At 69.0% G+C, this 24577-nt stretch carries 23 protein-coding genes and 1 pseudogene; 13 read left to right on the top strand and 11 right to left on the bottom strand.

Going from position 1 to position 24577, the window contains the following annotated elements; genetic code table 11:
- Window positions 1-164: 164 nt before the first annotated feature.
- Both ACZ4VA_RS19405 and ACZ4VA_RS19400 read right to left on the bottom strand, forming a co-directional pair.
- Complete coding sequence (locus tag ACZ4VA_RS19405) at window positions 165-1382, bottom strand: GNAT family N-acetyltransferase (protein ID WP_468082222.1); 1218 nt, start codon at window positions 1380-1382, stop codon at window positions 165-167.
- 157 nt (window positions 1383-1539) lie between these two features.
- The gene (locus ACZ4VA_RS19400; protein ID WP_468082220.1) at window positions 1540-1686 is read right to left on the bottom strand and encodes a hypothetical protein; all 147 of its coding nucleotides are present in this window, start codon (window positions 1684-1686) and stop codon (window positions 1540-1542) included.
- A gap of 643 nt (window positions 1687-2329) precedes the next feature.
- Between ACZ4VA_RS19400 and ACZ4VA_RS19395 the strand changes: the two genes are divergently transcribed.
- A complete protein-coding gene (locus ACZ4VA_RS19395) occupies window positions 2330-2488 on the top strand; it encodes a hypothetical protein (protein ID WP_389392223.1) in 159 nt (52 codons plus the stop codon).
- Between the two features lie 239 nt (window positions 2489-2727).
- On the opposite strand, the gene ACZ4VA_RS19390 is transcribed toward ACZ4VA_RS19395, so the two are convergent.
- The 5 genes from ACZ4VA_RS19390 to ACZ4VA_RS19370 form a co-directional block, all read right to left on the bottom strand.
- Window positions 2728-3621, bottom strand: a complete 894-nt coding sequence (locus ACZ4VA_RS19390; protein ID WP_356175810.1) for a lasso peptide biosynthesis B2 protein — start codon at window positions 3619-3621, stop codon at window positions 2728-2730.
- Window positions 3618-5429, bottom strand: a complete 1812-nt coding sequence (locus tag ACZ4VA_RS19385; protein WP_468082218.1) for an albusnodin/ikarugamycin family macrolactam cyclase — start codon at window positions 5427-5429, stop codon at window positions 3618-3620. The genes ACZ4VA_RS19390 and ACZ4VA_RS19385 overlap by 4 nt, the downstream gene beginning before the upstream one ends.
- Window positions 5430-5536: 107 nt before the next feature.
- Window positions 5537-5740, bottom strand: a complete 204-nt coding sequence (locus ACZ4VA_RS19380; protein ID WP_355795124.1) for a lasso RiPP family leader peptide-containing protein — start codon at window positions 5738-5740, stop codon at window positions 5537-5539.
- Between the two features lie 395 nt (window positions 5741-6135).
- On the bottom strand, window positions 6136-7245 hold the full coding sequence (locus tag ACZ4VA_RS19375; protein WP_468082215.1) for an ROK family transcriptional regulator: 1110 nt from the start codon (window positions 7243-7245) through the stop codon (window positions 6136-6138).
- A gap of 667 nt (window positions 7246-7912) precedes the next feature.
- A complete protein-coding gene (locus ACZ4VA_RS19370) occupies window positions 7913-8437 on the bottom strand; it encodes a hypothetical protein (protein ID WP_468082213.1) in 525 nt (174 codons plus the stop codon).
- Window positions 8438-9021: 584 nt separating this feature from the next.
- On the opposite strand from ACZ4VA_RS19370, the gene ACZ4VA_RS19365 reads away from it, so the two are divergent.
- Entirely contained in the window at window positions 9022-10338 is a 1317-nt protein-coding gene (locus tag ACZ4VA_RS19365; RefSeq protein WP_468082211.1) for a helix-turn-helix domain-containing protein, read from the top strand.
- A gap of 142 nt (window positions 10339-10480) precedes the next feature.
- Here ACZ4VA_RS19365 and ACZ4VA_RS19360 read toward each other — a convergent pair whose 3' ends face one another.
- Window positions 10481-11311 (bottom strand): class I SAM-dependent methyltransferase, encoded by an 831-nt coding sequence (locus ACZ4VA_RS19360; protein WP_468082209.1) that lies wholly within the window; start codon window positions 11309-11311, stop codon window positions 10481-10483.
- A 73-nt stretch (window positions 11312-11384) separates the two neighbouring features.
- On the opposite strand from ACZ4VA_RS19360, the gene ACZ4VA_RS19355 reads away from it, so the two are divergent.
- Entirely contained in the window at window positions 11385-11972 is a 588-nt protein-coding gene (locus ACZ4VA_RS19355; RefSeq protein WP_468082351.1) for a TetR/AcrR family transcriptional regulator, read from the top strand.
- A gap of 135 nt (window positions 11973-12107) precedes the next feature.
- Window positions 12108-12653: an AAA family ATPase gene (locus ACZ4VA_RS19350; RefSeq protein WP_468082207.1), complete on the top strand. Its 546-nt coding sequence runs from the start codon at window positions 12108-12110 to the stop codon at window positions 12651-12653.
- Between the two features lie 59 nt (window positions 12654-12712).
- Here ACZ4VA_RS19350 and ACZ4VA_RS19345 read toward each other — a convergent pair whose 3' ends face one another.
- Window positions 12713-12901: a hypothetical protein gene (locus tag ACZ4VA_RS19345; protein WP_355780812.1), complete on the bottom strand. Its 189-nt coding sequence runs from the start codon at window positions 12899-12901 to the stop codon at window positions 12713-12715.
- 71 nt (window positions 12902-12972) lie between these two features.
- Here ACZ4VA_RS19345 and ACZ4VA_RS19340 point away from each other — a divergent pair, with 71 nt between their 5' ends.
- Window positions 12973-15333, top strand: coding sequence for a discoidin domain-containing protein (locus ACZ4VA_RS19340; protein WP_468082205.1), 2361 nt, complete (start codon window positions 12973-12975; stop codon window positions 15331-15333).
- Window positions 15334-15569: 236 nt separating this feature from the next.
- Here the strand turns inward: ACZ4VA_RS19340 and ACZ4VA_RS19335 are convergent, their stop codons facing one another.
- On the bottom strand, window positions 15570-16076 hold the full coding sequence (locus ACZ4VA_RS19335; protein ID WP_355780818.1) for an ArsI/CadI family heavy metal resistance metalloenzyme: 507 nt from the start codon (window positions 16074-16076) through the stop codon (window positions 15570-15572).
- Window positions 16077-16165: 89 nt separating this feature from the next.
- Here ACZ4VA_RS19335 and ACZ4VA_RS19330 point away from each other — a divergent pair, with 89 nt between their 5' ends.
- The 5 genes from ACZ4VA_RS19330 (at window position 16166) to ACZ4VA_RS19310 (ending at window position 19918) form a co-directional block, all read left to right on the top strand.
- Window positions 16166-16543 (top strand): ArsR/SmtB family transcription factor, encoded by a 378-nt coding sequence (locus ACZ4VA_RS19330; RefSeq protein WP_389392230.1) that lies wholly within the window; start codon window positions 16166-16168, stop codon window positions 16541-16543.
- A complete protein-coding gene (locus ACZ4VA_RS19325) occupies window positions 16540-17316 on the top strand; it encodes an aquaporin (protein ID WP_468082202.1) in 777 nt (258 codons plus the stop codon). The genes ACZ4VA_RS19330 and ACZ4VA_RS19325 overlap by 4 nt, the downstream gene beginning before the upstream one ends.
- Window positions 17313-17732 (top strand): arsenate reductase ArsC, encoded by a 420-nt coding sequence (locus ACZ4VA_RS19320; RefSeq protein WP_355780824.1) that lies wholly within the window; start codon window positions 17313-17315, stop codon window positions 17730-17732. Before ACZ4VA_RS19325 ends, ACZ4VA_RS19320 begins: the two co-directional genes overlap by 4 nt.
- Before the next feature lie 29 nt (window positions 17733-17761).
- Window positions 17762-18235, top strand: a complete 474-nt coding sequence (locus tag ACZ4VA_RS19315; RefSeq protein ID WP_468082350.1) for a GNAT family N-acetyltransferase — start codon at window positions 17762-17764, stop codon at window positions 18233-18235.
- Between the two features lie 246 nt (window positions 18236-18481).
- Window positions 18482-19918 (top strand): FG-GAP repeat protein, encoded by a 1437-nt coding sequence (locus ACZ4VA_RS19310; protein ID WP_468082200.1) that lies wholly within the window; start codon window positions 18482-18484, stop codon window positions 19916-19918.
- A 121-nt stretch (window positions 19919-20039) separates the two neighbouring features.
- Here ACZ4VA_RS19310 and ACZ4VA_RS19305 read toward each other — a convergent pair.
- Window positions 20040-20906, bottom strand: a pseudogene (locus ACZ4VA_RS19305) (AraC family transcriptional regulator); the annotation flags it as partial.
- 162 nt (window positions 20907-21068) lie between these two features.
- Here ACZ4VA_RS19305 and ACZ4VA_RS19300 point away from each other — a divergent pair.
- The 3 genes from ACZ4VA_RS19300 to ACZ4VA_RS19290 all read left to right on the top strand — a co-directional run bounded on the left by ACZ4VA_RS19300 (window position 21069) and on the right by ACZ4VA_RS19290 (window position 24361).
- Complete coding sequence (locus ACZ4VA_RS19300; protein WP_468082349.1) at window positions 21069-22181, top strand: serine hydrolase domain-containing protein; 1113 nt, start codon at window positions 21069-21071, stop codon at window positions 22179-22181.
- 566 nt (window positions 22182-22747) lie between these two features.
- The gene (locus tag ACZ4VA_RS19295) at window positions 22748-23134 is read left to right on the top strand and encodes a DUF6221 family protein (protein WP_355784115.1); all 387 of its coding nucleotides are present in this window, start codon (window positions 22748-22750) and stop codon (window positions 23132-23134) included.
- 252 nt (window positions 23135-23386) lie between these two features.
- Window positions 23387-24361 (top strand): ArsR/SmtB family transcription factor, encoded by a 975-nt coding sequence (locus ACZ4VA_RS19290; protein ID WP_468082197.1) that lies wholly within the window; start codon window positions 23387-23389, stop codon window positions 24359-24361.
- Window positions 24362-24577: the final 216 nt, after the last annotated feature.

Below are 24577 nucleotides of genomic sequence, written 5' to 3'. Positions count from 1 at the left end.
GAGTCGCCGCGTAGCGACCCGCACGAGTGACGGCGGTCGCCGCGGAGGCGTGTCCGCCGCAGGGCTGATCCACGGCGCACGGCCTTGCGTCGCCCGCGGTCCGTTCGTCGGGCAGAGCGAATAGCGGGGGAGGGTGGAGCTCTCCGCAGACTGCGAACGCGCGGTCAGAACCAGTGCAGGCAGTGCGGGGGACGGTCGGCGCGGAAGAGGGCGTCAGCGAGGTGGGCCGCGCCCGGGTGGTGGGCGCGTATGTGTCCGGCACGCACGAGCTTGCTCGAGGCGGTGCCGCCGAGATAGATCGAGCCCAGGTCGCTGATGTCCAGGGACAGGTCGGGTTCCAGGTTGGTCGGGGTGCACTTGGCCTCGCCGTCCCGAACGGTCAGCAGGTAGCGGCCGTGTTCGGCGAGGAACGGGTCGTCGACGTCGAGGACGAGATCGGCGTCCGTGAACCAGCCGCGCGCGGTCAGCGCACGAGGGACGTCCAGCAGTCGTACCCAGAGCCAGTCGGTGTCCTCACTCACCTGGCCGGCGCGGTAGTCCGCGAGTTGCCAGCGCAGCGGGTGTTCCGGCGGGAGATGTTTGAACACGATCTTGGTGACCAGGTCGTGGCCGAGTACGAACCGGGCCAGGGCCGTGAAGCCAGCGTCGTCGGTGGTGATGGTCTCGTCGACCGTCAAGGTGTCGGGCTCGCCGATCGAATAGCTGGCGTACCCGTCCGGGACTCCGTCTGCGTCACGGTGTACGGCGACGTAGCGCGGTGCCGGAGAGATCGGAGGCTGCCCGGCTCGCAGGGCCCACCAGCGGTGCGGCCGGGACAGCGCACCCGGCTGGGCACGGCGGTACCGGTCGTAGACCTCTTCCAGGATCTCTCCGCAGTCGGCACGACGGAGGATTTCGACCGAGCCGGTTGCCGCGCCGGCGGCTCCGCGTGCCCGGGGAGCCGCCAGGGCGGCCCCCCGGCGCGGAACCGTCAGCCGTGACGTGTAGGTCGCCGGTCCGTAGCCGAACCTCCCGTAGATGGGGGCCTCGGACGCCAACAGCACGGAGAGGGACTCCCCACGGGCCCGCAGTTGGCCGAGCTGATGGCGCATCATCGCGCTGAGCACGCCTTGGCGTCGGTGGGAGGGCAGGACGCCGACGGCGGTCACTCCGGCGGCCGGGACATGGGTCTGCCCGGGAAGGGTGAGCTCGAAGGAGTACGCGGCGGCCGTACCGACAGGCCGCCCGTCGGCCTCCAACGCAAGGAGACAGCGGTCCACTTCGAGCGCCGACCACCAGAGCCCGCCGCCCTCGACCGGGGTTTCGGGGAAGCGCCCGAACGCGGCATGGACCGTGTCGACAAAGACGTCTAGTTCCTTGTCGGTCGTGGAACGGATCTCCATCGTTGCCGCTGCCTCCTCGGGATGCCGGCACCACGGCTCGTGGCGGCGCCTGGGCACAGTGCAACGGTGACCCGCACCTTGGTCAAACGAATTACGGCCGGGGGCCGCTTGAGGAGGAGGGTTCCCTAGTGGCCGCCGACCGCCTGCCCAGGAGGTGCTAGCCCAGGCGCCTCTGCCGCCGGTAGCGAAGGATCACGAAGGTGAGCGCCGCGAGCTGAGCGACGAGCCAGATGCTCAGCTCCGCCTCTCCCATGCCGCCGCCGAGCGCTACCAGCGCCAGGGCGAAGACAGCGATGACCAACACTAGGTTCACGATCAAGCTGCGCAAGGTCCCTACCCCCATACTTGTCGACTTGCGTCGTGACGAGGATGATCGCAGCCGATGAGCGTCGCGTAAAGATCTTGACCAGCAGTCGGTGCACCGCTCGCAACCGGATCCACCGCTCGCAAAGACCTGCAGGACGTTGTGACTTGTGTCACATTTTGGCGAGTGAGTACTGGTGGCTCGTGCGTCCGGAAGGCGTCGCTGCGAAGCGATTGCCGCGTTATTCGATGGGGGTGAGGGGCGTTCACCCTCGGCTCTCCTTCGAATCGGGTGCTCAACATGGCCCGGTGTGGGCTGAGGTGAGGGAAGGAGCGCTGAAGGTTCGGCAGTGCGAGACGGGCTGCCGCCGCGGTGTCTGCTGGGCCGAAGCCAGGGGCGGAGAGCGGTCTCAATTTTCAGTTCGCGCCGCGACGACATTCACTATCCGCTTCAAATAGGCGAATTGAAGTGCGGCGCGGAGTGGATTCCCCTGGGCTGGGGCCACTGTGGCATGTGGGGGCGCGTCAAAGGCCATTGTCTTGCGGCAGGTTGACGGGAACACTGTTCTTCACACGGAGTCGCCGCCGCATTCCCGAATTGCCGGGCACCGGCGCCGACGCGTGGGGAAGAGAGGTGAAGTCCAATGGGTATGAAGATGACGATGACCACCCGCTGTTCGGTCTCTGTGCACTGGCAGCACGTGCGAGTGGTCATCATCGTCATGATCCTCGTGCTCCTGAGTGTGCTGACTCATGGAGACGGTGATCTGACGCTGGTCGACACGCTGTTGCCGCGCGTCTGAGGGGCGAGTAGGTCCCTCCAAGGGGGCGGTTGCCGGGAGACCGGTGACCGCCCCTTCACTTTGTCAGGCTAGCGCACAAAGTCCGGTCGATGAAGGGGAATCCACTCGATTTCTCCACAGTGCTCTTGGAACTATCCGGTAGGAGTCGCGCCAGAGCGACAGACGTATGCGAATTGAACACGGCTGCGGGAAAGAGGCCCTGAACAGGGGCCGTTCGCGCAGCCTGGTCGTCTGACTGATCAACTTACGGAGAGAACCCGGCGGAATGCCGCGTTGCCGTACTCGTCGGGCGAGGCGATGGCGACCCCCTGCGCTTCCACCCATGCGTGGAAACGGTAGGGATCGTCCGCCGTGCCGATGCACCACATCGCACGCCTGCCCGTCAGTGCCAGCATCCCGAGCGTGGCCAGGGACAACTCCAGGCAGGCGGCACGTCCCGGGTACCACTGGGCTGCGTGCCGTACCGCCGCGAGGGAGGCTGACGCCTGCTCCGGCGTGGCCTCCCGCCGGCACCAGGTGCGCGCGGTCCAACTCACCGTGCGGGACACGGCCCTCAGCGGCAGCCGGATCAGCAGGAGGGCCCCGAGGAGTGCGAGCAGGCCGAGTACCGCGGTCACGACGCCGCGCAGGGTGCGGCCGCCTTCGCCCCGTACCGGCTCGGCGGCCATGGTCATCTGGGCTGCGGCCAGGGGCACTTCGGCGGCGGGTGGAACCTCGTCCTCGGACGGGTCGGGCCCGGAGCATCCGGCATGGTCTGGAGGCCGCCGGCCGGGCAGGGGTGCGCGCTCCGCCAGGGAAGGCGGAACATCGACGCCCAGGGACGGGTGTGTGCGTAGCTCGCCATCGGGGGGCGTCCGGCTCGGGGCGTGCGCGGCGAGGAGGCCGCGGCCGATCAGGTCGTCGGCGAGGCGGCGGGCGTCCGCGCGGATCCGGTCGTGCTGCTGGTCCGGGTAACGCCGGGCCAGTACCAGCACCGCGGAGTCGAAGTTCCCGCTGCGGCGCCATTCGAGCCACAGGGTGCGGGCCATGGAGTTCATCGCGAAACAGCGGCCGGACCGCACGTCCAGCAGCACGCTGCCACCGTGCGGTGAGGTGCTCTCGCGAACATGCTCGGACACGCTCAGTCTCGTCATGGCCGCTCCTGTCCGCTGTCGCCGGCCGTCAGCCACAGGTCGGCGCCGAGCAGGCGGTTGAGCGCCGGGAAGGGCACGGGCAGGCCCGCGACCGCCCGTTCCACCGAGGCGATCACCCGCGAGGGTTCGACGATCCCGAGGTCGGCGAGTGGTGATCGCAGGAGCCGGGTTTTGATCTGGTCCGCCGAGCGGCGGACCCCGCGGTAGTTCTCGGCCGCGTAGTCGCCCTTGGTCCTGCGCCGCAGCACAGGGTCGGGGACCAGACCGGTCAAGGCGGCCGCCAGCAGCGGCTTGGCGGTGAACGGGTCGATCCGGTGCGGCAACGCGAGGCGGGAACATGCCCGTACGACCTCGCTGTCCAGGAAGGGAGCGTGTGGCCAGATCCCGAACTCACGGGCCGTGGCGGTGAACTGCGCCTGCACGGCGGCGGAAGTGCGCAGCTCGCACAGGACCGCCCGGGTGCCCGGTGTCGCGTGAGGTGAAGAGGAGGCGGGACCAGCCGATCGTGCGCGCTCCAAGGCCAGTTCGGCCAGGTACCGGCGTGTCCTGGTGGTCAGCCAGGCCGTCTCCGGTCCCGGGGAAGGCCACCAGGCGACCGCGTCCACCCACCGCGGCGGGTTATCCATGGGCTCGTCGAAGCGGGCCGCGAGTTCGATCATCGACTGCCGCAGGGGAGTGCGTGCCAGGCGACGGGCCCGCAGAACGACATCTACGGGGGAGAGTTGGCGTATGCGGGCAAGCGCACGTGCGTCGCTCACGAGCCTGCGCAGCCCGGCAGTGGCCGCGATGTCACCGAGGTAGGAGGGTGGTGCGGCCAGTAGTGCGTCGCCGCCCTCTCCGGTCAGGTGGATGCCGGGGCCGCCGCGCGCGATGTGGTCCAGTCGCAGCCGCTGCCGGGCGCCGATGACCGCCGCCGGGTCGGGCTGGTCCGCACGCACCCGCTCGGACAGCCCGCTGTAGGGCAGGGAGTCCTCGCTGCCGCGGGTGACGGCGAGTTGGATCGAGGGCGCCTGCTCGGCGTATGCCGTGGCATGGCCGAGGTCGCCGGCGGGTGCGTCGGGGTGGTGGTAGACGAAGGCGTCCAGGGGCGGATGACTGGTTGTGCGGGCGGCAAGGAAGGCCAGGGAGGTGGAGTCCAGGCCGCCGCTGAAGTCAGAGGTGATCCGGGCGGCGCCGGCGGTGCGCAGCGTGACTGCGCCCGTGAGGGCTGACCGCAACTGGGCTGCGCTGTCCTCGAACCGTGTGCCGGGGTCGGGGGTGAGGTCCTCGTAGGTCCAGTGGGTGAGGGCGCCGGAAGGGGCGACTCTCAGGGCCTGGCCGCCACCGAGCCGACGGATCCCGGCGAACGCCGTGCGCCCTTCGGTGAGTTCGGGAACTGCGGGGCAGACGATGTGCGCGGCGATCGCGGTGGTGTCGGGCCCATCCGTTACTCCTGACAGGGTCGCCGCGCTCCTCGCACGGGTCGACAGCACAGTGCTGTGGCCGTGCCGCCCGTAGTAGAGGGGAAACTGCCCCGCCGGGTCGGCATACGCGGTGAGGTGGCCGTCGTCGTGGAGCAGGATGAGCAGGTAGGCGCCGGGCCATCGGGTCAGACGTTCCCAGCGGCCGTCCTGGGTAGCCCGGCGTAAGTCATGACGCATCGTCACTTCGTCGGCGAGACACTGTCCGACAGCGGCCAGTCGGGTGTGTGCGCACTGTACGGTGCGGACCTCGCCGGGGTGCCACGAACCCCAGGACCACAGCAGGGCTTCGCCTGGCCACAGCCGAGTGGCCCCGCGTGGCGACGGCTGTGTCGGTGCCGGTGGCATCAGTCCCGCGATGGTGGGCCCGTCGGGAGAGGGAAGGACAGGAGACGGGCAGCGTAGGTCCGTGGCGGCGGGGGCCGCGGGTTGGGGCATGACAGCTGTCCGGGATATCAGTAGTAGTACTGGGCATTGGCATCGGCACTCCCGCTGGGAGAACTGCCCAGCGTCACCTCACGGACATGACCCAGGTCGACCAGCATCGGCGGTTCGTAAGGCGCCGGTTCCTCGGGGGACGGCGCTGCCCCGGGCTTCACCGCTTGTCGCGGGTATCCGAAACCCTCGTACGGGGATACGGCAATAGGCTCGTAGGTCATGAGGCCGCCTCGGGTCAGGGGCATCAGCTGCCCCGGAAAAGGATCGCAACGGGAAAGACACGTGCGCCGGCCATTCCGGCGTCGTCGGGGCCCCAAAGTGTAGCGATCCCCCAGGAGCTTCAGGTGCCGAACAGGCCCGCGATCGAAGGTGCTCCGGCCTGGCAGTTCTTGCACTCATCCCCTGGTGACGAAAGATTTTCCGATCCCCCCGACGGGGTCACCGGAGAGGCCCTGACTCATTCGGACAACGGCGCTCACTCATTTGAACGAACGCGGCGGTGACAGTGGGTCCGCGGCGTCATATCGAAGAAGCGAGGGGCCCGCGCGGCAAGTCGGCCATCGAGTATCTGCGTAGGCACCCCCGGCGGGTGGGATGCGTGTTCGATAGTCGGGGCCTAGGTGTTGTCGGCCGGGTGCTCCATGCCGCGAAGTCCCAGAATCAGAGCGCCCTGGGCCTCGGCCCGGGTGTCCAGTTCGCTGAGGTCGAGGACGAATTTGGAGTCCTCGGCGACCGCGCCGGGCAGCGCGAAACGGCGCAACGACTCCTTGCAGCCCTCCAGCAGCAAGGGACTTTGAGCGAGCTGCCCGCCGATGACGACGAGGTCGGGGTTGAGCAGGTTGCACAGTTGGGCCAGGGACTGCCCGAGGCGCCGGCCGGCGTCGTGGATCACCCGCATGCAGACCGCGTCCTGGGCCTGGGCGGCTCCGATGACCTGTTCCAGCGTTTCCGGTGCGGGCGCGCTGTTGCGGGCACGCGCGGCACGGACCTGCGCGATGAGCGCGTCGGCGCCGATCACCGTCTCCAGGCAGCCGCGCCCACCGCACTGGCAGACCGCGCCGTGCGGGTCCACGGTGAGATGCCCCAGTTCCCCAGCCATGCCGCCGTGCCCGCGCAGCACGCTGTTGTGCACGATGATCCCGGCGCCGACACCGGTCGACGCCTTCACGTAGACCACCGTTTCGGCGTGCTCCCGTGTGCCGTAGGTCTGTTCGGCCAACGCGCCGAGGTTGGCGTCGTTGTCGATGAAGGCGCGCACGCCCAGCCACGTGCCCAGGTCTCCCGCCGGGTCGTCGCCCGCCCGCCAGGGCGGCAGGATCGGCGGGGTGAACTCGCCGGTGCGCGGGTTGATCATCCGGGGTACCGCGATGCCGAGGGAGAACACGTCGGAACGACGCTGCCCCGTTCCCTCGATCGCTTCATCGATCATCTGCCTGACCTCGGGCAGGGCCCGGGACCAGCCTCTGCTGACGCCCTCCGAGCTGACCCGGGAAGTCACCTGGTCGAATTCCTTGTCGAGCCTGCGGGCGACCACGGTCATGTGGTTGAACCCGAGGTGCACGCCCACGCCGACACCGTTCACAGCCGAGAGGCAGACCTTGCCGCGCTCCTTGGCGGTGGGCACGAGGCCGGCCCCGGCGAGTTCGCGGACCGCGGCCGACACGGTGGCCTGTGAGAGCAGGGTGCGATGCGCGATGTCGGCTTGCGTGCCGGACTTGATCGCCACGGCGAGGAGGACCTTCCTGCGGTTCGTCGCCCGGGTGGGGCTGGCCGCAGGTAACCGGCCTAAGAGATCGTCCGCGTTCGCCATTGGTCCCCCAGCCACGGTATCCGCATCTCGATTTTTTAGATCGAAACGGAGATAATATCAGCCTGGCCTTCAATTCGAACCGGTTTCGGCTTCGAATAGTTGAGTGGCAAGAGGGTGACCGGTGGGGCTTCTGGGTGCCACGATGAGCCTTCGCGATCTCTCTGACGCTCCGCAATTGGCTGAAATTGTCTAGAGAGAGTCGCCGAAGTGGGCGTTTTTGATCAGGATGCTCATCCATTGATCGAAACGAGAGGACACCGACGGCGGACCCACGTGAGTACGAGGCGCTGCGAGCGCGGAGCGGCGAGCGGGCCGTGGGTCCTCGTATCGGGAAGGGCAGGTGCGTCGCTCGGAATCGATGCGGGTGACGTGTTGTGCGACAGGCGCCCTCACCACAGGTGTAGGCAGCGTCGGACGTCGTCGTAACCGTCGAGGGTCCGGCTGTCGACTTCGGGACCGGCTGACCCGACGGTGCAGGTGTCGACGGGAGAGAACCAGGGCAGCGCCCCGAACCGCCCCGCCCCGTCCCGTGCAGAACAGGGCGGGGCGGGGCAAGCCGCCGTGTGGGGGCTGTCTCCGTTGCCTAACGGGCGCTCGTGGTTTCGATGTCGGCGATGTGGTCGTACCGCTCCAGGAGCACGAAGAGCTTGGTCTTCTGCGCCGTCTGCCCGCTGCCGAACGTCAGGGTGACGATGACCTCGTGGCCGTTGCCCACGGCACCGTTGTCCGTGACCGTCCACCGTGCGGGGATGTTCTGGGCTCGCAGGACGCCGTCCGCTCCGTTCTCCTCCTCCCACGCTGCCAGCCGGTCGGCGAACTCGGGCGTCAGGTAGTGCTTGCGGAGGGTGGAGGCCAGCGTGGAGTCCGGGTCCGCGTAATCGCCCTTCGCGTCGACGTACGCACCGTAGAAGTCGGCGACCCGTGTGACCGGCTGACCGGCGGTGCCGTTGACCGGCGCCGGCGCAGCGGCGGACGCCTGTGCAGAGGCATGCACGGACGCCTGTGCCGGCAGTTGTGTCGCCACACCCAGTCCGACAGCCAGGACGAGGCTGGTGATGACCGCCGCGCGGCGGCCCGGGCGGCGGTGTGTGGAGGACTTGCTGTTCATGTCGATTCCCTTTTCGTGTCCGTGGTGTGCTGGCTCTGGTCGGCTCCGGTGAGCGCGTCGCCGGTGCCGGCTGTCTTGTCGTCCCCAGTCCGCGTCCGATGCGAGGACGGGAAGGCCCCGTGGCATGAGCGGAGACGGTCGTGTCCCACGACTCAGGCACACGTCGGCTGTCGTCGCCGTGCTGCTGGGGCGCCTCGTTCGATACCGGCCGGGGCGATGCCCAAAGCTTTGACGACGCCGGGGATGCGCGACAACAGCCGGCGCCGACCTCGCACCGGTGGAACGGTCCCAGGGGTGTTGACCTGCAGAAACAGAGCGGCCTGGGATGCCGTCCAGCGCGGCTGGGACGGTTCGGGGGAGTGATCGGTCACCCCCCTTGCGCCCGACTTGGAGCGGGCCGCGGTCCGCCGCTGCTCCGAGGAACCGCCAGGGACTTCACGAGGCCGGCGCGTCGTCGTCAGGCCGCGGACGTCGTCGGAGACTTGGCGCACTGCGTGTCGCCCTGCGGGCCTGTGGAACCATTCCCGACCATCTGACGTGCAGGTACACGAGTGCCCGGATCGCGGGCGGACGACGGGAGAACGGTGTCGAAGCGGGACGACGTCGAGGAGTTCGCGGCCCTGCTGCGGCAGTTGAAGAGCCGTACGGACCGCAGTTACGGCTCCCTGGCGCGCCGCATCAACATGAACACCTCCACACTCCACCGCTACTGCAAGGGCGACGCGGTGCCGCAGGACTTCGCGCCCGTCGAGCGCCTCGCGGCCTTCTGCCAGGCGACACCGCAGGAGCGGCTGGAGTTGCACCGTCTGTGGATGTCGCTGGTGGAGGCTCGGCAGCAGACGCGTGCGGGCGCTCCAGTGGAAGCGGCGGCCCCCAAACCGGCTGCTGCTCCGGAACCTTCACGGGACGAGGGCCGCGAACCCGCTGCGGAGAGCTGCGTCGGGGCGCAGTCAGGACTTGGTTCCGACTCAAGTACGCCGGCCGAGCACCCTGCTCGCGGCGCCTGGTACCGCCGTCGGCGCGTCCTGGTTCCGGCCGCCATCACCTGCGCCTTGCTGGCCACTTGGGGAGGCACGTCCCTTCCGTCGGGGGATCGCTCGTCCGGCGCTGCCCTCCCGCGGTCAGCCCCCTCCGTCGCACCTCACGCCTCGGTAACTCCGACGGACCGTTCCTCTCCTCCGCGGAGTTCGGCGTCCCCCCGCTCCCGGCACGGAGCCTCCGCCCCGGCCGTGACGAATGACAGCCGGACGAGGACTCAGAAGCCGCTCACCGGCCTGCCTCTCGCCTGGAGTGCCGACTCGCAGGTCTGGGATCTGGGTTGCCGCCACGACTACGTCGTCGGCAAACCGCCCGCCAAAGTGCCGCCGCCTCCCGTCCAACAGGACGCCGGCGCGTGGGCAGCGGCCCAGGACGCGGTGCACGGTCAGCAGACGATGGTGCAGATCTCCGTACAGGGGAGGTCGTCCACCGCCGTGGTCCTGGAGGCGCTCCGCGTCCGTGTCGCCAGCCGCGGCGAGCCGTCCGCGGGGTACGCGTACGCCACGGACCAGGGCTGCGGCAGCGATCTCACGCTGCGACGGTTCACTGCGGATCTGGATGCCGACCGTCCCATCGTGCGGTCCAAGAACGGTGCGGACGCAGGACGCGTCATCCCGGCCGCGCACTTCCCTTACCGGGTGTCCGCGGCAGACCCCGAGGTGTTGCTCGTGGACGCGACCACACAGACCAGTGACGCCCGCTGGTATCTGGAACTCGACTGGTCCTGCCAGGGCCGCACCGGCACGGTCCGCATCGATGACCACGGCCGCCCGTTCCGTACCACCGGCATCAAGAAGATGGCCCACTTCTGGTACGGCACGAACGAGGCGGGCACGCGAGCCTGGGTGCCGTACGACAGGTGAGGGCGAGGTGCGTCGCCGCTCCCGACTGCTACACCCCGGAGCACACTCCGGATGACCCTCCTCGCTGGGTCAGGTGCCCGCCCGGGCGGGCACCGGGCTAGTCGGGTTGCAGGCGGCCGGCGACACCCGAAGTCTGTGGTGATCAGGCTGTACTGGAGCGGGTCGAGGTGACGGCCACGGTGACGTAGGGCACGACGATGTGGCCGCCGAGCCTGTCGATCACGGCCCCGACCCTGTCCAGGACCTCCGTCAGTCTGTCCGCGGGGAGTTGGGTCAGGGCGCCGAGGGTGGGGAGCTGGTCGAGCCATTCCTCCCGGGTGTAGGCGCGCTCCCAGGCGAAGTGCCACTGCTCCGGCTCGCTGAACCTGCCCGTCTGCCGGATCCCGTCGGCGATTCTCGCGAACAGCGGTCGGGATGCGTCCAGGGCCGCTCCCTTCAGCAGACCGAGGTCGAGGGGGGAGTCGGGGGCGGCACGGCGGTGTGCCTCGGCCAGTGCGTCGGTCACCTCCTCCGGGAGCTGGGGGACATGATGGAACGGCGCGAGACGTCCGCCGGGCCTGAGTACTTCGGCCGCCTTGGCCGCGCCGGCGACGGGATCGACCCAGTGCCAGGCGGTACCGGCGATGACCATGTCGAACTGCCGTCCGGCCGGTTGCCAGTCCTCGAACCTGGCTACCTCGACCTCAACTCGGCTGCGCCGGGCGAAGGCTGCCATCCGCTCGTCGGGCTCGATACCGAGCACGGTGCAGCCGGCCGCTTGGAACTGCCGGGCTTCGATGCCGGTCCCGGCTCCCACATCCAGGACGTCCCGTCCGGGACTTGCCGTGACGATCCGTTCCACCAGAGCTTCGGGATAGGCAGGTCGGGCGCGGTCGTAGCGTTCCGCGTCCGCGCCGAACGACTGCGCTACGTCACGATGTTGATGAGGTTCGGGTCCGGCGTGGTCCGGCTGGCCCTGCGATAAAATGGGCATGCGCCCACTCTAATGGGCGCTTGCCCACTTGGGGAAGCGGACCGGAACGGAAAAGAGAGCGATGCCGTCAGGGGTGCATATCCGCAATGTGCGCGGCCAGTTGTTCGAGGCCGCCGAGCGCGTCTTGCTTCGGGACGGGCCCGACGCGCTGACGAGTCGGGCTGTCACGGAGGAGGCGAACTGCGCCAAGGGTGTACTGCACCGGCACTTCACCGACTTCGATGCCTTCCTGACCGAACTGGTCCTGGACCGCATCCGCGAGATCGAAGACCGGGCCACGGTTCTGCACGCGGCCGCGGGAACCGGGAGCGTGGTGGACAACCTGACCGAGGCTCTGCAGGACCTGTTCGGCCCGGTCACGGTGGCGATCGTCGCACTCATCACCTTCCGCGACGGCCTACGCGCCCAATTGCGCCAGGCCGGTCTCACCGGTATCCCGCTCGCCATGCAGGCAACTTCCATGATCGCCAACTACCTTGACGCCGAGCGGGACCTCGGCCGCGTGGCCGACGACGCCGACATCGACACGCTCGCCCCCACCCTCGTCGGAGCCGCGCACCTGCTGTTCGCCGACCGTACGAGCCCTCCGCCGCAGATCACCGTCGTCCGCAGGACGGTGACCGCGGTCATCGCAGGCGTCTTGCAACCGCCACGCATGTGACGTCAGCGGCAACGGTGCTCGCGCGCCCGCCCTGAAGTCCTCGCCGTGAACGCGTATCTGAATGACGCGATCTCATGTCACCTGTGAGGAGGGCGTACTTGGCACGGTCCTCGGTATGGGCTGGCTTTGGATAGCGTGGCCGCTGTGGTGGTGGGCACCGGTGAGACCCGGCTGATCATTCTGCGCGGCAACAGTGCTTCAGGGAAGTCGTCCGTCGCGGCCGGCTTGCGCGAGCGGTTCGGCCGCGGCCTGGCCCTGGTCGGCCAGGACAATCTGCGCCGCATCGTGCTTCGAGAGCGCGACCGGCCCGGAGCGGCGAACATCGGCCTCATCGACCTGACCGCACGTTACGCCCTTGATGCCGGATTTCACGTCGTAGTCGAAGGCATCCTCTACGCCGACCACTACGGCGAGATGCTGGCGCAGTTGCGTGCCGAACATCACGGTCCAACTCACGGCTACTACCTGGACGTTCCTTTTGAGGAGACCCTCGCGCGGCACACCACCAAACCCATCGCCGACGAGGTCACCGAGACGCAGCTGCGCGAGTGGTACCGGGTGCGTGATCTGCTGCCCGGCGGAGTCGAGACCGTCATCGGCGCCGACAGGGGTCTGCATCAGATCGTCGACCGCATCATGAACGAGACCGGTCTCGTCGACCTGCCGGCCGTCGACCGCTGACTCGGGGGCCTGTTGCGGCACGGGTGGCCCCTCCGCGACGTTGCGGCCGCATCGATCCGCTACCAGCAGGGTGCGTTGTCGCGCTCGGCAACCGCCGTGCCCGCGTCCTCGGTGAACGCGCCGCTGCCGCAGGGCATTCGAAGGTCCCGCAGGTCCGTGGTGACCTGCTGAGCCCCGCCGTCGTCGCGTGCATGATTTGAGATCATCCATATTTTGCAGTTCTGCATACGGATTTTGCGCACGGTCATGGACTTCTTACCCAGGCGCTCATAGCCTTCCTGCGTCCGCACTCCCCCCATGAGTTCAGAAGGACATGCCTGTGACCCCCCTTCCCCAACGCAGACCGCTGCGCCGTGGCGTGTCGGCATCCCTTTCCCTGATCCTCGCCGCGGCGGGAACCATCGCCGCCGTCGCGGTGTCGGCCCCCGACGCCGTCGCCGCCGGCGTGCCCGCCCCTTCCCCCGTGGGAATCTCCGGCCGCGGAGCCACCGTCTCGTTCAAGGAGCAGGAGGCCGAGTACGCCGCCACCAACGGCACCCTGATCGGACCGGACCGTCTGTACGGCCGCCTTCCGTCGGAGGCCTCCGGTCGCCAGGCGGTCACCCTGGACGCGGCGGGCGAGTACGTCGAGTTCACGCTCACCGCACCGGCGAACGCCATGACGTTCCGCTACTCCCTCCCGGACAACTCCGCGGGCACCGGCCGCGACGCCGACCTGGATGTGAAGGTGAACGGGAGCCAGCTCAAGAGCGTGCCCGTGACCTCCAAGTACGGCTGGTACTACGGCGGTTATCCGTTCAACAACAACCCCGGCGACACCAACCCGCACCACTTCTACGACGAGGCACGCACCACGTTCGGCTCCACCCTGCCCGCGGGCAGCAAGGTGCGCCTTCAGGTGTCCTCCACCAGCGCGTCCCCGTCGTTCACCATCGACCTCGCGGACTTCGAGCAGGTGGGCGCGCCGCTGGACAAGCCGTCCGGAGCACTCGACGTCGTCAGTGACTTCGGCGCCGACCCGACGGGAGCCACGGACTCGACGGCCAAGATCCAGGCGGCGGTCGACGCCGGCAAGGCCCAGGGCAAGACGGTCTACATCCCGAAAGGCACCTTCAACGTGCGGGACCACATCGTCGTCGACCAGGTGACGGTGGCGGGAGCGGGCCCCTGGTACAGCGTCCTGACCGGCCGCGACCCCTCGAACCGCTCGAAGGCCGTCGGGGTGTACGGCAAGTACGCCGCACAGGGCGGCAGCAAGAACGTGGTCCTCAAGAACTTCGCCATCATCGGTGACATCCGCGAACGCGAGGACAACGACCAGGTCAACGCCATCGGCGGCGCGATGTCCGACTCCACCGTCGACAACGTGTGGATGCAGCACACCAAGTGCGGGGCCTGGATGGACGGGCCGATGGACAACTTCACCATCAAGAACAGCCGCATCCTGGATCAGACCGCGGACGGCGTCAACTTCCACATGGGCGTGACCAACTCCACCGTCACCAACACCTTCGTACGCAACACGGGGGACGACGGACTGGCCATGTGGGCGGAGAACATCCCGAACGTGAAGAACAAGTTCACGTTCAACACGGTGATCCTGCCCATCCTCGCCAACAACATCGTGACGTACGGCGGCAAGGACATCACCATCTCCGACAACGTCATGTCGGACACCGTCACCAACGGCGGCGGCCTGCACGTCGCCAACCGGTACCCGGGGGTCAACTCCGGTCAGGGGAACGCCGTCTCCGGCACCACGACGGCCGCGCGGAACACGCTGATCCGGACCGGGAACAGTGACTACAACTGGCAGTTCGGGGTCGGCGCGGTCTGGTTCAGCGGGCTCAACGAGGCCCTCGACGCCACGATCAACATCACCGACAGCGAGATACTCGACAGTTCCTACGCCGCGATCATGAACATCGAGGGTGCCACCCGGGGACTGCACTTCGACCACGTCCGGATCGACGGGGCCGGTACCTACGCCCTGCAGATCCAGGCCCCCGGCACGGCATCCTTCAGCAACGTCACAGCCACGAACATCGGCCAGTCCAATCCGATCCACAACTGCGTCGGCTCCGGTTTCCAGATCACGCGAGGCAGCGGCAACAGCGGCTGGTACGCCGACCCGCCGGTCTGCACGGGTACTTGGCCCGCGCCGAAGTGGACCAACAACGGCGTCCCCGGCGGTGGCACCCCGCCGACGGACCCGCCCACCGACCCCACCGATCCTCCGACGGACCCGCCGACCGACCCCACGGTGAACCTCGCGAAGAGCCGCCCGGTCAGCGAGTCGAGCCACACGGACGTGTACGGCGCGTCCAACGCGGTGGACGGCAACGCCAACACGTACTGGGAGAGTGCGAACAACAGCTTCCCGCAATCCGTGACCGCCGACCTCGGCGCCGCCAAGACGGTCAAACGGATGGTCCTCAAACTGCCCCCGGCGTCCGCCTGGGCCACCCGCATCCAGACCCTCAGCGTCAAGGGCAGCACTGACAACGACACTTACACCACACTCAAGGCGGCAGCGGACTACACCTTCAATCCGTCGAGCGGCAACACCGTGACGATCACCCTGCCCGGTACCGCGACTCGCTACCTCCGCGTGCTGATCACGGCGAACACCGGATGGCCCGCGGCGCAGCTCTCCGAAATCGAGGCCTACACCGAATAGCCCCGACCCGACACCTGGCGCGCAAGCTGACAGGAAGGACCGCCGCCTTGGGGAAGCGGCGGTCCTTTCGTGGATTCGGCAGTCCAGCGAAGTCTCCCGTCCCAGTCGGGCAAGAGCTCACTCTGTGCGGCTTCCGGTAGCCGGGGCAAGTGCAGTCACCTGCGCCGGTGGCTCGGCGGCGGCGCCGAGCGGTCGCGCGCGTGCTGCCGATGCGACTGCTTCCGGCCGGCCACCGGTCAGCCGGCGCAGGCGCAACCGGCGGCCGCCTTGGCCTGGGTCGAGGTCTGGGAGGAGTCGAGGGCCTGCTCCTCGGGGGTGCAGCAGGCGGTGGTGCCGCAGCAGGCGTCCGGGGCGGTGCCGGACTTCTCCAGGGTGTCGGCATCGGCCTTGACCACGTACACCTCCCACGGCTCCCTGCCCGGGCCGGTCACCCAGACCTTGTCCTGCACGGCGTAACAGCAGGAGGTGTCGGACTCCTCGAATGTGGCCAGGCCCGTTTCCCTCAGCCGAGTCGTGGCGGCGGTGACCTCCTCGGTACTGGCGACCTCGACGCCGAGGTGGTCCAGGCGGGTCTCCTCACCGGCCTCGCCCTCGATGAGGACGAGCTTCAGCGGGGGCTCGGTGAGAGCGAAGTTGGCGTAGCCGTCGCGCCGCTTGGCGGGCTCGGTGGCGAAGAGCTTGGAGTAGAAGGCGATCGAGCCTTCCAGATCGGCGACGCGCAGGGCGAGCTGGACTCGGGACATGGCGGTCTCCCCTTGCAGACGATGCTGTATCGACGGCTGTCGATACAAGCGAGGTTGCCACCTGGATAGACAGATGTCAACATAGAGCCATGCCGAAACAAGCTGATCTGTCGGTGCTCGTCCAGGACGGGGAGTGCTGCGCCCCGATGGTCCGCGAGCCGCTGGGCGAAGCCGGCGCAGCCGAGCTGTCGCGGATGTTCAAGGCTCTGTCGGATCCCGTCCGGCTGCGACTGCTGTCCCTGATCGCCTCGCACGAGGGCGGGGAGGCGTGCGTGTGCGACCTGACCGGCCCGTTCGACGTTTCTCAGCCGACCATCTCCCACCACCTGAAGGTGCTGCGGGAGGCCGGCCTCGTCGGCTCCGAGCGGCGCGGCACCTGGGTGTACTACTGGGTGCTCCCCGAGGCCCTCGCGAAGCTGTCCGCCCTGCTGGAGACCCCTGCCGCGCCCGCCAAGGCGGCCGTGTGAGCGCCCCGGTGCCGCTGGTGCGGCAGGCGGCGGCCGAGGCGATCGGCACGGCCGCACTGGTGGCCGTCGTGGTCGGTTCCGGGATTCAGGCGACCGAGTTGACCCGCGACGTCGGCGTGCAGCTGCTGGCCAACTCCTTGGCCACCGTATTCGGCCTCGGCGTGCTCATCGCTCTGCTCGGGCCGGTCTCCGGCGCGCATTTCAATCCCGTCGTGACGCTCGCCGCTTGGTACACGGGCCGCCGTACCGCCGAGGGCCCCGGTCCGCGGGAGGTGGCCGCCTACGTGCCCGCCCAGATCACCGGGGCCATAGGCGGCGCGGTCCTCGCCGACGCCATGTTCGCCCGGCCGCTGGTGCAGTGGTCGACGCACGACCGGTCCGCCGGGCACCTGTGGCTCGCCGAACTGGTCGCCACCGCGGGACTGGTCTGGCTGATCTTCGGACTGGCCCGGGCGGGCCGGGCCCACCTGGCGCCGGTAGCGGTCGCCTCCTACATCGGCGCCGCCTACTGGTTCACCTCCTCCACCAGCTTTGCCAACCCGGCCGTGACCATCGGCCGGGCGTTCACCGACACCTTCGCCGGTATCGCTCCCGCCTCCGTGGCACCGTTCCTCGCCGCTCAGCTCGCCGGCTCCGGCCTCGGCGTGGTCCTGGTCGCCCTCACCTTCGGCCGCCCGGCGCCCGTGACCGGGGACGAGGCCGTCGTCCCGCACGGCGAGCAGTGTCTTGCCGCCCCCGCCCGACCTGCTGAAGAAAGCACCATGTCCTCATGAGCGCTCCCACCGCCCCCTCCGTGCTGTTCGTCTGCGTGCACAACGCGGGCCGCTCCCAGATGGCCGCGGCCTTCCTCACCCACCTCGCCGGTGACAAGGTCCAGGTCCGCTCGGCCGGCTCCGCCCCCGCCGACGCCGTGAACCCTTCCGTGGTAGAGGCCATGAGGGAGGTGGGCATCGACATCTCCGCTCAGATCCCGAAAGTCCTCACGGTAGAGGCGGTGCAGGCCTCGGACGTGGTCATCACCATGGGCTGCGGAGACGCCTGCCCCTACTTCCCCGGTAAGCGCTACCTGGACTGGCAGCTGGACGATCCCGCCGGTCAGGGTGTCGAGGCCGTCCGGCCGATCAGGGACGAGATCGAGCGGCGCATCCGCGACCTGCTCGCCGAGCTCGGCACCGAGGGGACGGCGTGAGGACGGCCACCGGCGTACACGTCGCGGCGATGCTGCCCGAGCACGCCACGGCCGTACTGGAGATCTACCAGCTCGGCATCGACGAGCAGAACGCCACCTTCGAGACCGTCGCTCCGACCTGGGACGTATTCGACGCGGCCAAGCTGCCCGACCACCGTTTCGTCGCACTGGACGACGAAGGCCAAGTGGTGGGCTGGGTAGGGGTGGTGCCCGTGTCCGACCGGTGCGCGTACGCCGGAGTGGTCGAGCACTCCGTCTACGTCCATCCCGAGGCTCGCGGCCGCGGTGCGGGCCGGGCCCTGCTGACCGCTCTGATCGCCTCCACCGAGGCGGCGGGCCTCTGGACGATCCAGTCCGGCGTCTTCCCCGAGAACATCGCCAGCCTCACCCTGCATCAGCGGGCCGGTTTCCGGGTCATCGGTACCCGCGAGCGTATCGGTCAGCACAACGGCCGGTGGCGCGACGTGGTCCTGATCGAGCGCCGCAGCCCGGTCATCGACTGAGCCGGATCTGGGGTCCCGGCAGCCCGCGTGTACGAGGCGCGAGAGCGGTCGAGGTGCTCCACCTCGCCGGCTTGCCTGAGGACGCGGTCCCGCCGAGGCGCCCCGTCTCACTGCCGTCAAGTACACGGCTGGTGATCGACCGCGTTTTCGTGGTCGCCACCGTCACACAACCCTCCGTACACCTCGTGAGTCACACCTGCGAAGACCATCGCCCCCATTTCCTCCTCGACTCACGGGAGTTCCACCGTGCGTACACGCACCCTGGCCGCCACAGCCGCCGTAGCAGCTCTCACCGCCGCCGGTCTGACCCTGCCACTCGCCGGGAGCGCGACGGCTGCGACGACTCCCCGCTTCGACTTCAACGGCGACGGATACGCGGACATCGCGGTCGGCATGCCCAACGCCACGGTGGACGGCAAGGCCAAGGCCGGTTACGTGAGCGTCATCTTCGGCGGCCCGCAGAGCCCGAGCCAGTCCACCGGCGTAATCAGCCAGGCCGAGGCCGGTATACCCGGAACGCCGGAGGCGGGCGATCGCTTCGGGTCCTCCGTAGCGCCCGTCGACGTGAACGGTGACGGCGTCTTCGAACTCGTCGTCGGCGCGAGCGGGGAGTCGCTCACGTCCGATCAGCTCAAGGACGAGGGCACCATCACCGTCATCGACGGCTCGGAGTGGAACGTCAAGGGCACCACAGTGGCCAGGGGCACGTCCGAGTACAGCAGGATCGGCGGCAGCATCGCCACCGGCGACTACGACGGCGACGGGGACACCGACCTCGCGTACGGCGAGAACGGTGAGGAGCACGGCACGCTCCGGTTCCGCCCGGGGCCGCTCACCGCGGACCCGGTGACCACCACCGTCCTGCGCAGCTATTCGATGAGCGGCACCACCAGCGACCTTGCCACCGGCGACTTCGACGGCGACGGCCGGGACGATCTCGCGGCGACCTGGCGGGGTCTGGAGGACTCCGGCACCTTCATCACGCGCTGGGACGGCCAGGGCAACCCGGCCCGGTGGTGGGCCGACGCCGACCGCGGCAGCGCACTCGCGGCCGCAGACTTCGACGGGGACGGCACCGACGACCTGGCGGTCGGCCTCGTCCAGCCCAACCCCGAGTCGGAGACGACGCATTGCCCGGAACGGCTCGGTGGTGCAGTGCTCCTGTTCGATGGTTCCAGCACCGCCGCCTTCGGCACCGAGAACCAGTGCATCACCCAGTCGAGCCCTGAGGTCGGGGGTGCCTCCGAGGAGGGCGACGATTTCGGCGCCGCGCTGTCCGCCGGAGACCTCAACGGCGACGACCGGCCGGAGCTGGTGGTCGGCGTGCCGGGCGAGGACGTGGGCACCGTGAAGGACGCGGGCGGCTTCGTCACATTGAACGGCACCGAGCACGGCCCCTACGGAGGGACGGCCCGTAGCCAGAGCACCCCGAACATGCCCGGCACGGCCGAGGCGGGCGACCGCTTCGGCGCCCAGGTCGCCGTCGGCGACTACAACCGCGACGGGCTCCGGGACACCGCGGTGAGCGCGCCCGGCGAGAACGCCGGTGAGCCCAGGTCGGGTGGCGTCTGGTTCGTGCCGAGCAGCACCGAGGAGACGTATCCGCTGGGCAAGTCGCTGACCCCGTTCGGCTTCGCGCTGCCCAACGGGGCCGTCAAGTACGGCGAGGTGCTGGGGTTTTAGGGGAGCTGAGCACGTCCCCGGCGCCGGAGCATCGCTCACCCAGCTGATGCGGTGGCCGGCTCCCAGCCCTCCGGCGTCGGGCCGGCTCGACGCTGACCGTGACCGTCTTCACGCCTTGACGCCCCCCGACCCGTTCAACTGGAATCCACAGCTGGGAGTCGGTCACTACCCCGACCTCGACCGGGCGGGTTCGCAGGAGCTCCGGACCCGCCCGCGCCACATACGGGTTGGAGGGGAACCACTGCGTGAACACGTCCCGCCACAACTGCTGGAGGGAGCTCGGGTACGGCCCGTGGTCGTCGAAGACAGCCCACGTACCGGCCGGCACCTCAAGGACGTCGAACTCCTTCGAGGCCGTCTCCGGGCCGGTCACCACGCCGACCCAGAAGTCCGCCCCGGCTCCTTCCTCCCGGCTGTCCGTCAGGTACACCACCGCGGACAGGACACCCGCAGGCTCACCGTCATTCATGGCCTTCATGCAAGCGACTGTCTGCTCGTCCAAGCCCCGTACGTGTGCCGCGGCGGCCGCGTTGACCCCTTCGTGAACGAGCGGGACGGTGGCCTTCCGACCGACGACCCGAAACGGCCCCTTCTCCACGATCCCGTAACGCATGGCCGTACTCCCCTCGACGACCACGCGGAAGGACACGCGCGGTTGGGACGTCAGCACGGCTCCCGCGAGCCGGGCCTCGCCCGGTCCGATGCCGTGCACCGAGCGGAAGGCGCGTGCGAACGCCTCGCCCGAGCCGTACCCGTAGCGCACCGCGACATCGAGCAGCGTCCGTTCCCCGGCCAGCACCTCGGCACCGGCGAGCGTCATGCGCCGACGCCGGACGTAGACCGAGAGGGGCATCCCGGCGAGCGCGGAGAACATCCGCCGGAAGTGGTACTCCGACACCGCGGCGATCCGAGACACCTCCGCCATGTCGATCTCGCGGTCGAGACACCCCTCCAGATGGTCCAGCGCCTGATTGAACCGCTCCAGCATCCGCAATCCGTCCTTGGTTCGCTCGCTCCTGTGGCAGCAATCATCGGGGGAGCAGCCGAAGCTGTGCTGATTGAATACCGGATGTCCGGCTACGCCGCGCCCGACAGAACCGGTGCGGGAACTGTCGGGCCGGAGCCCCGCGTGCCGACCGAGGCTTACGCCATGACTGACATCGAGGGCTATTGCGCACCGCGTTTCGTCGCAGTCCGTGACGCACTGAAGGTTCTGCTCGGCAAGGACGACGTGGGCGCTTCGGCTGCCGTCTTCGTGGACGGCGAGCCGGTGGTCGACATCTGGGGCGGCCACGCCGATGCGGACCGCTCCGTAGCCTGGGAGCGCGACACCCTCGTGGGAGTGAACTCGACGAGCAAGAACATGACCGCCCTGTGCGCGCTCGTCCTGGCTGACCGCGGCCGGCTCGATCTGTCCGCACCGGTGGCCGCCTACTGGCCCGAGTTCGCCGCGGCAGGCAAGGACAGCGTGCTCGTACGGCACGTGCTGTCCCACACCGCGGGCCTCCCGGACCTCTCCGGTCCGAGAACGGTGGACGACCTCTACGACTGGGAACGCGTCGTGGCCGGGCTGGCCGCGCAGACGCCCGACTGGACACCGGGAACGGAAGCCGGCTATCACGCACTCACCTTCGGGTTCCTCGTAGGTGAGATCGTCCGCCGCATCACCGGCCGCAGCCTCGGCCAGTTCTTCGCCGAGGAGGTGGCCCAGCCGTTGGGCGCGGATTTCCATATCGGACTCTCCGCGAAGCTCGACCACCGCGTGACGCCGCTCATCCCGCCACCGGCACTGACCGACGGGTTCACCGCCGAGGGGCCGCCCGGTCCTGACGGTGTGCGCCGGGCGAACGGTGTGGCCATTCGGGTCAGTGACGTGAACTCGGTGGCATGGCGGCGTGCCCAGATCCCCGCGGTGAACGGCTTCGGCAACGCCCGATCCGTCGCCCTCGTCCAATCGGTGCTGGCGAACGGGGGGACATCCGGCGGCGTGCGGCTGCTGTCCCCACAAGGGTGCGAGCCTGCGTGGCAGGAGGTGTTCCGCGGCGAAGACCGCGTGCTGGGGATCCCGATGTCCTGGACCACGGGCTTCGGCAAGTTCGGCGACACCTTCGGCTGGGGCGGCTGGGGTGGTTCGCTGGTCGTAAGCGATCCTGCCGCCCGCATGACGGTGGCCTACGTGATGAACCAGATGCTCGACCGGGACCGGCAGGAGGACCACCGAGGCATGGAGATCGTCATGGCCGCGTACAGCGGCTTGGAGTGACAGGCCCCGGGGAGGTGGCCGGTTGGCGCGAGCGGCGGGCGATCGTGGGCGGGAGCCGTCGTCTCAAGACGCATCGGCCCGCCGCAACCGGCCACAACATCCTCGCCCCTCTACGCGGCGACTGTCCGCGCAGCTGCCACCGATGAGTCGCCGTGATCAGCGCGTTTGCCTGTCCAGGCGGAGGTTCAGAGGCCCTCCTCTGCTGGCGCGAGCCGACGGCAGAAGACCGGTGTCAGTCCCACCAGAGCATGACGAGAAGCTGCCGTGGCGACCATGTACCAAATCACCCAGCCCGCTGCGGCCGCTGTGGGGCGACCGGCATGCCGCTCCATCCCCAAGTACACCTGACTACGGGTACTCATCTGCTCGCCAACCGAGACAGCCTCTTGCAGAGCGGCTTGTCCTGCCAGGGGGCGGTACGCGGTGCTTCAGTAGCCGACGTCCAAGCGCGCCTCCGTACGAAAGATCGCACGAGAGGCCAGTGTGTCGCCAATGACGACAGAAGATCGCACTGCGGTCTGGCTGTGGTCGGAAGGATCGTAGGAAGAAGGCGAAAGGGGCGTCACATGGATGAATTGGTGCGGTGGCTGGGCGAGCAACTCGACGAGGACGAACAGCTCGCCCAAGCGTCGGACCCGGAGCTGAATCAAATTCTTAGTCGAATCGAGCCCCTTTCCTCGGAGATGGCAGCTGAGGCACGGCACATCGCGGCTCACCGCCCGGCACGGGTGCTGCGGGAGGTGCAGGCGAATCGGCGTCGCCTCGAACGCCACACCCCGCAGATGATGGTGGGCCGCAACAGCGACCCGGCCGACCCCACCACCTACGTCCTGGGCTGCCCCCTCTGTCAGGTGACGATCCTTGATGGGGACGACTGGCCGTGCGTCGAGCTGCGGGACATGGTGGCCGGCTACGTGGACCGCGCAGGATGCCGCGAGGAGTGGAAGCCGTAGGCGCAGCGCGGAGGCGCGTCTCGCCCGACACCCTGCAAGGAAGGCCGCGGCACTCAAGCCTGTACATTCCCTGCCTCGCCTGATAAGTGGGAGTGGTATCAGGGCTTCTGAGGGATCGGGGTGAACCGAGGGAGCTGTGATCCTCCCTGACGGCAGACGCCCGAGCGGATCCCCGAGCCGAGGAGAACCGATTCGGGGGCGAATCCCGTGCTGCGTATTCATTTCACGCCTGAGGACTTATCGCGTATCCGGGTGTCGGGCACACCGGATCCGCTCTGGGAGATCGTCTGCAGTCTGCACAGGCTCCAGACCACGCGCGGGCGTTGGGCCTACGCGGACTGGTACCGCGCCACCCGGGAGGCCCTGGCCGGCACGGCACTCGGTGCGGCCGTCCGCCGGCTGCTCGTTCCGATCGCGCCCCGGGCGTTGTACTTCCCCGACTCGCTCACTCCGCACGAGTCCGCCGAGGGACTGGACAAGGGACTTGCGGCGTTCGTGGACACGCCACCCGCCCGCATCTCTCGCGAGGTGGGCATGCTCGCCCGGCTCAGCGGCTCCCCGTCCTGGGCTCCTCGCCTGGTCGAGCGTGGCACCCGTGAAACGCTCGCCAACGCCCTGCGTGCCTACTACGAGGCGGTCATCGCGCCCCACCACGACCGTATCCACGCGGCGGTCGCCGGGGAACGCGCACTGTGGGCCCGACAGACCCTCGACACCGGCATCGACGGGCTGCTCACCGGGCTGTCGCCGACCATGCGCTGGCGTGCCCCGGTCCTGCACGTCGACTACGTGGAAGACCGGGACCTGTACCTCGACGGCCGCGGATTGCGCCTCGTCCCGTCGTACTTCTGCTGGCAGTCGCCGATCTCCGTGGCCGACAACGCCCTGCCCCCGGTACTGGTCTATCCCTTGCACGACTCCCGGCAACCGGCCGCGGCCGACGCCGTCGACGCACCGCTCGCCGCCCTCCTGGGCCGGACCCGCGCCGCCGCGCTGCGGTCACTGGTTCTTGGTGCCACCACCTCGGAGCTGGCGCGGGTCCTAGGGGTTTCGCCCTCCACCGCCACGCATCACACCAACGTGCTGCGCGACGCGGGTCTGATCACCAGCCGACGGTGGCACAACATCGTGCTGCACACCCTGACTCCGCTCGGGGTGGCCCTGCTCCGCCGGATCCCTGCCGCACCAAGTGGCTCTTCGGCCACATACGGCGAATTTCAGCCGTGACCGCAGACGGCGACAGGTGAACGGCGTCGCAGGCGCCACAGCAACTCCACACGGCTCACCCATACCCCCGGAACAAGGGGATCCGGCGTCTGGTCGGGGACTTTCGAGCACGGTCGAAGGCCGTAGGCCGGAGCGCCCTCCTCTGCGAACGTCTCCGGCGTGCACTCCGGACGCGGCAGACATCGCCCGTCCGGACCCGCGGTCGCGTCCACGCAG

Source organism: Streptomyces sp. NPDC028308 (assembly GCF_055565855.1).
The sequence above is the reverse complement of the archived record's forward strand: the minus strand, read 5'-3'. Positions and strand labels throughout refer to the sequence as shown.

What these genes read in the sequence shown, in the direction of transcription:
- ACZ4VA_RS19370 (WP_468082213.1), bottom strand. Translation starts at nt 8,437, where the DNA reads ATGAACAGCAAGTCCTCCACACACCGCCGCCCGGGCCGCCGCGCGGCG.
- ACZ4VA_RS19345 (WP_355780812.1), bottom strand. Translation starts at nt 12,901, where the DNA reads ATGACCGTGCGCAAAATCCGTATGCAGAACTGCAAAATATGGATGATC.
- ACZ4VA_RS19405 (WP_468082222.1), bottom strand. Translation starts at nt 1,382, where the DNA reads ATGGAGATCCGTTCCACGACCGACAAGGAACTAGACGTCTTTGTCGAC.
- ACZ4VA_RS19300 (WP_468082349.1), top strand. Translation starts at nt 21,069, where the DNA reads ATGACTGACATCGAGGGCTATTGCGCACCGCGTTTCGTCGCAGTCCGT.
- ACZ4VA_RS19385 (WP_468082218.1), bottom strand. Translation starts at nt 5,429, where the DNA reads ATGCCACCGGCACCGACACAGCCGTCGCCACGCGGGGCCACTCGGCTG.
- ACZ4VA_RS19390 (WP_356175810.1), bottom strand. Translation starts at nt 3,621, where the DNA reads ATGACGAGACTGAGCGTGTCCGAGCATGTTCGCGAGAGCACCTCACCG.
- ACZ4VA_RS19330 (WP_389392230.1), top strand. Translation starts at nt 16,166, where the DNA reads ATGCCGAAACAAGCTGATCTGTCGGTGCTCGTCCAGGACGGGGAGTGC.
- ACZ4VA_RS19335 (WP_355780818.1), bottom strand. Translation starts at nt 16,076, where the DNA reads ATGTCCCGAGTCCAGCTCGCCCTGCGCGTCGCCGATCTGGAAGGCTCG.
- ACZ4VA_RS19395 (WP_389392223.1), top strand. Translation starts at nt 2,330, where the DNA reads ATGGGTATGAAGATGACGATGACCACCCGCTGTTCGGTCTCTGTGCAC.
- ACZ4VA_RS19320 (WP_355780824.1), top strand. Translation starts at nt 17,313, where the DNA reads ATGAGCGCTCCCACCGCCCCCTCCGTGCTGTTCGTCTGCGTGCACAAC.
- ACZ4VA_RS19360 (WP_468082209.1), bottom strand. Translation starts at nt 11,311, where the DNA reads ATGCCCATTTTATCGCAGGGCCAGCCGGACCACGCCGGACCCGAACCT.
- ACZ4VA_RS19315 (WP_468082350.1), top strand. Translation starts at nt 17,762, where the DNA reads ATGCTGCCCGAGCACGCCACGGCCGTACTGGAGATCTACCAGCTCGGC.
- ACZ4VA_RS19380 (WP_355795124.1), bottom strand. Translation starts at nt 5,740, where the DNA reads ATGACCTACGAGCCTATTGCCGTATCCCCGTACGAGGGTTTCGGATAC.
- ACZ4VA_RS19295 (WP_355784115.1), top strand. Translation starts at nt 22,748, where the DNA reads ATGGATGAATTGGTGCGGTGGCTGGGCGAGCAACTCGACGAGGACGAA.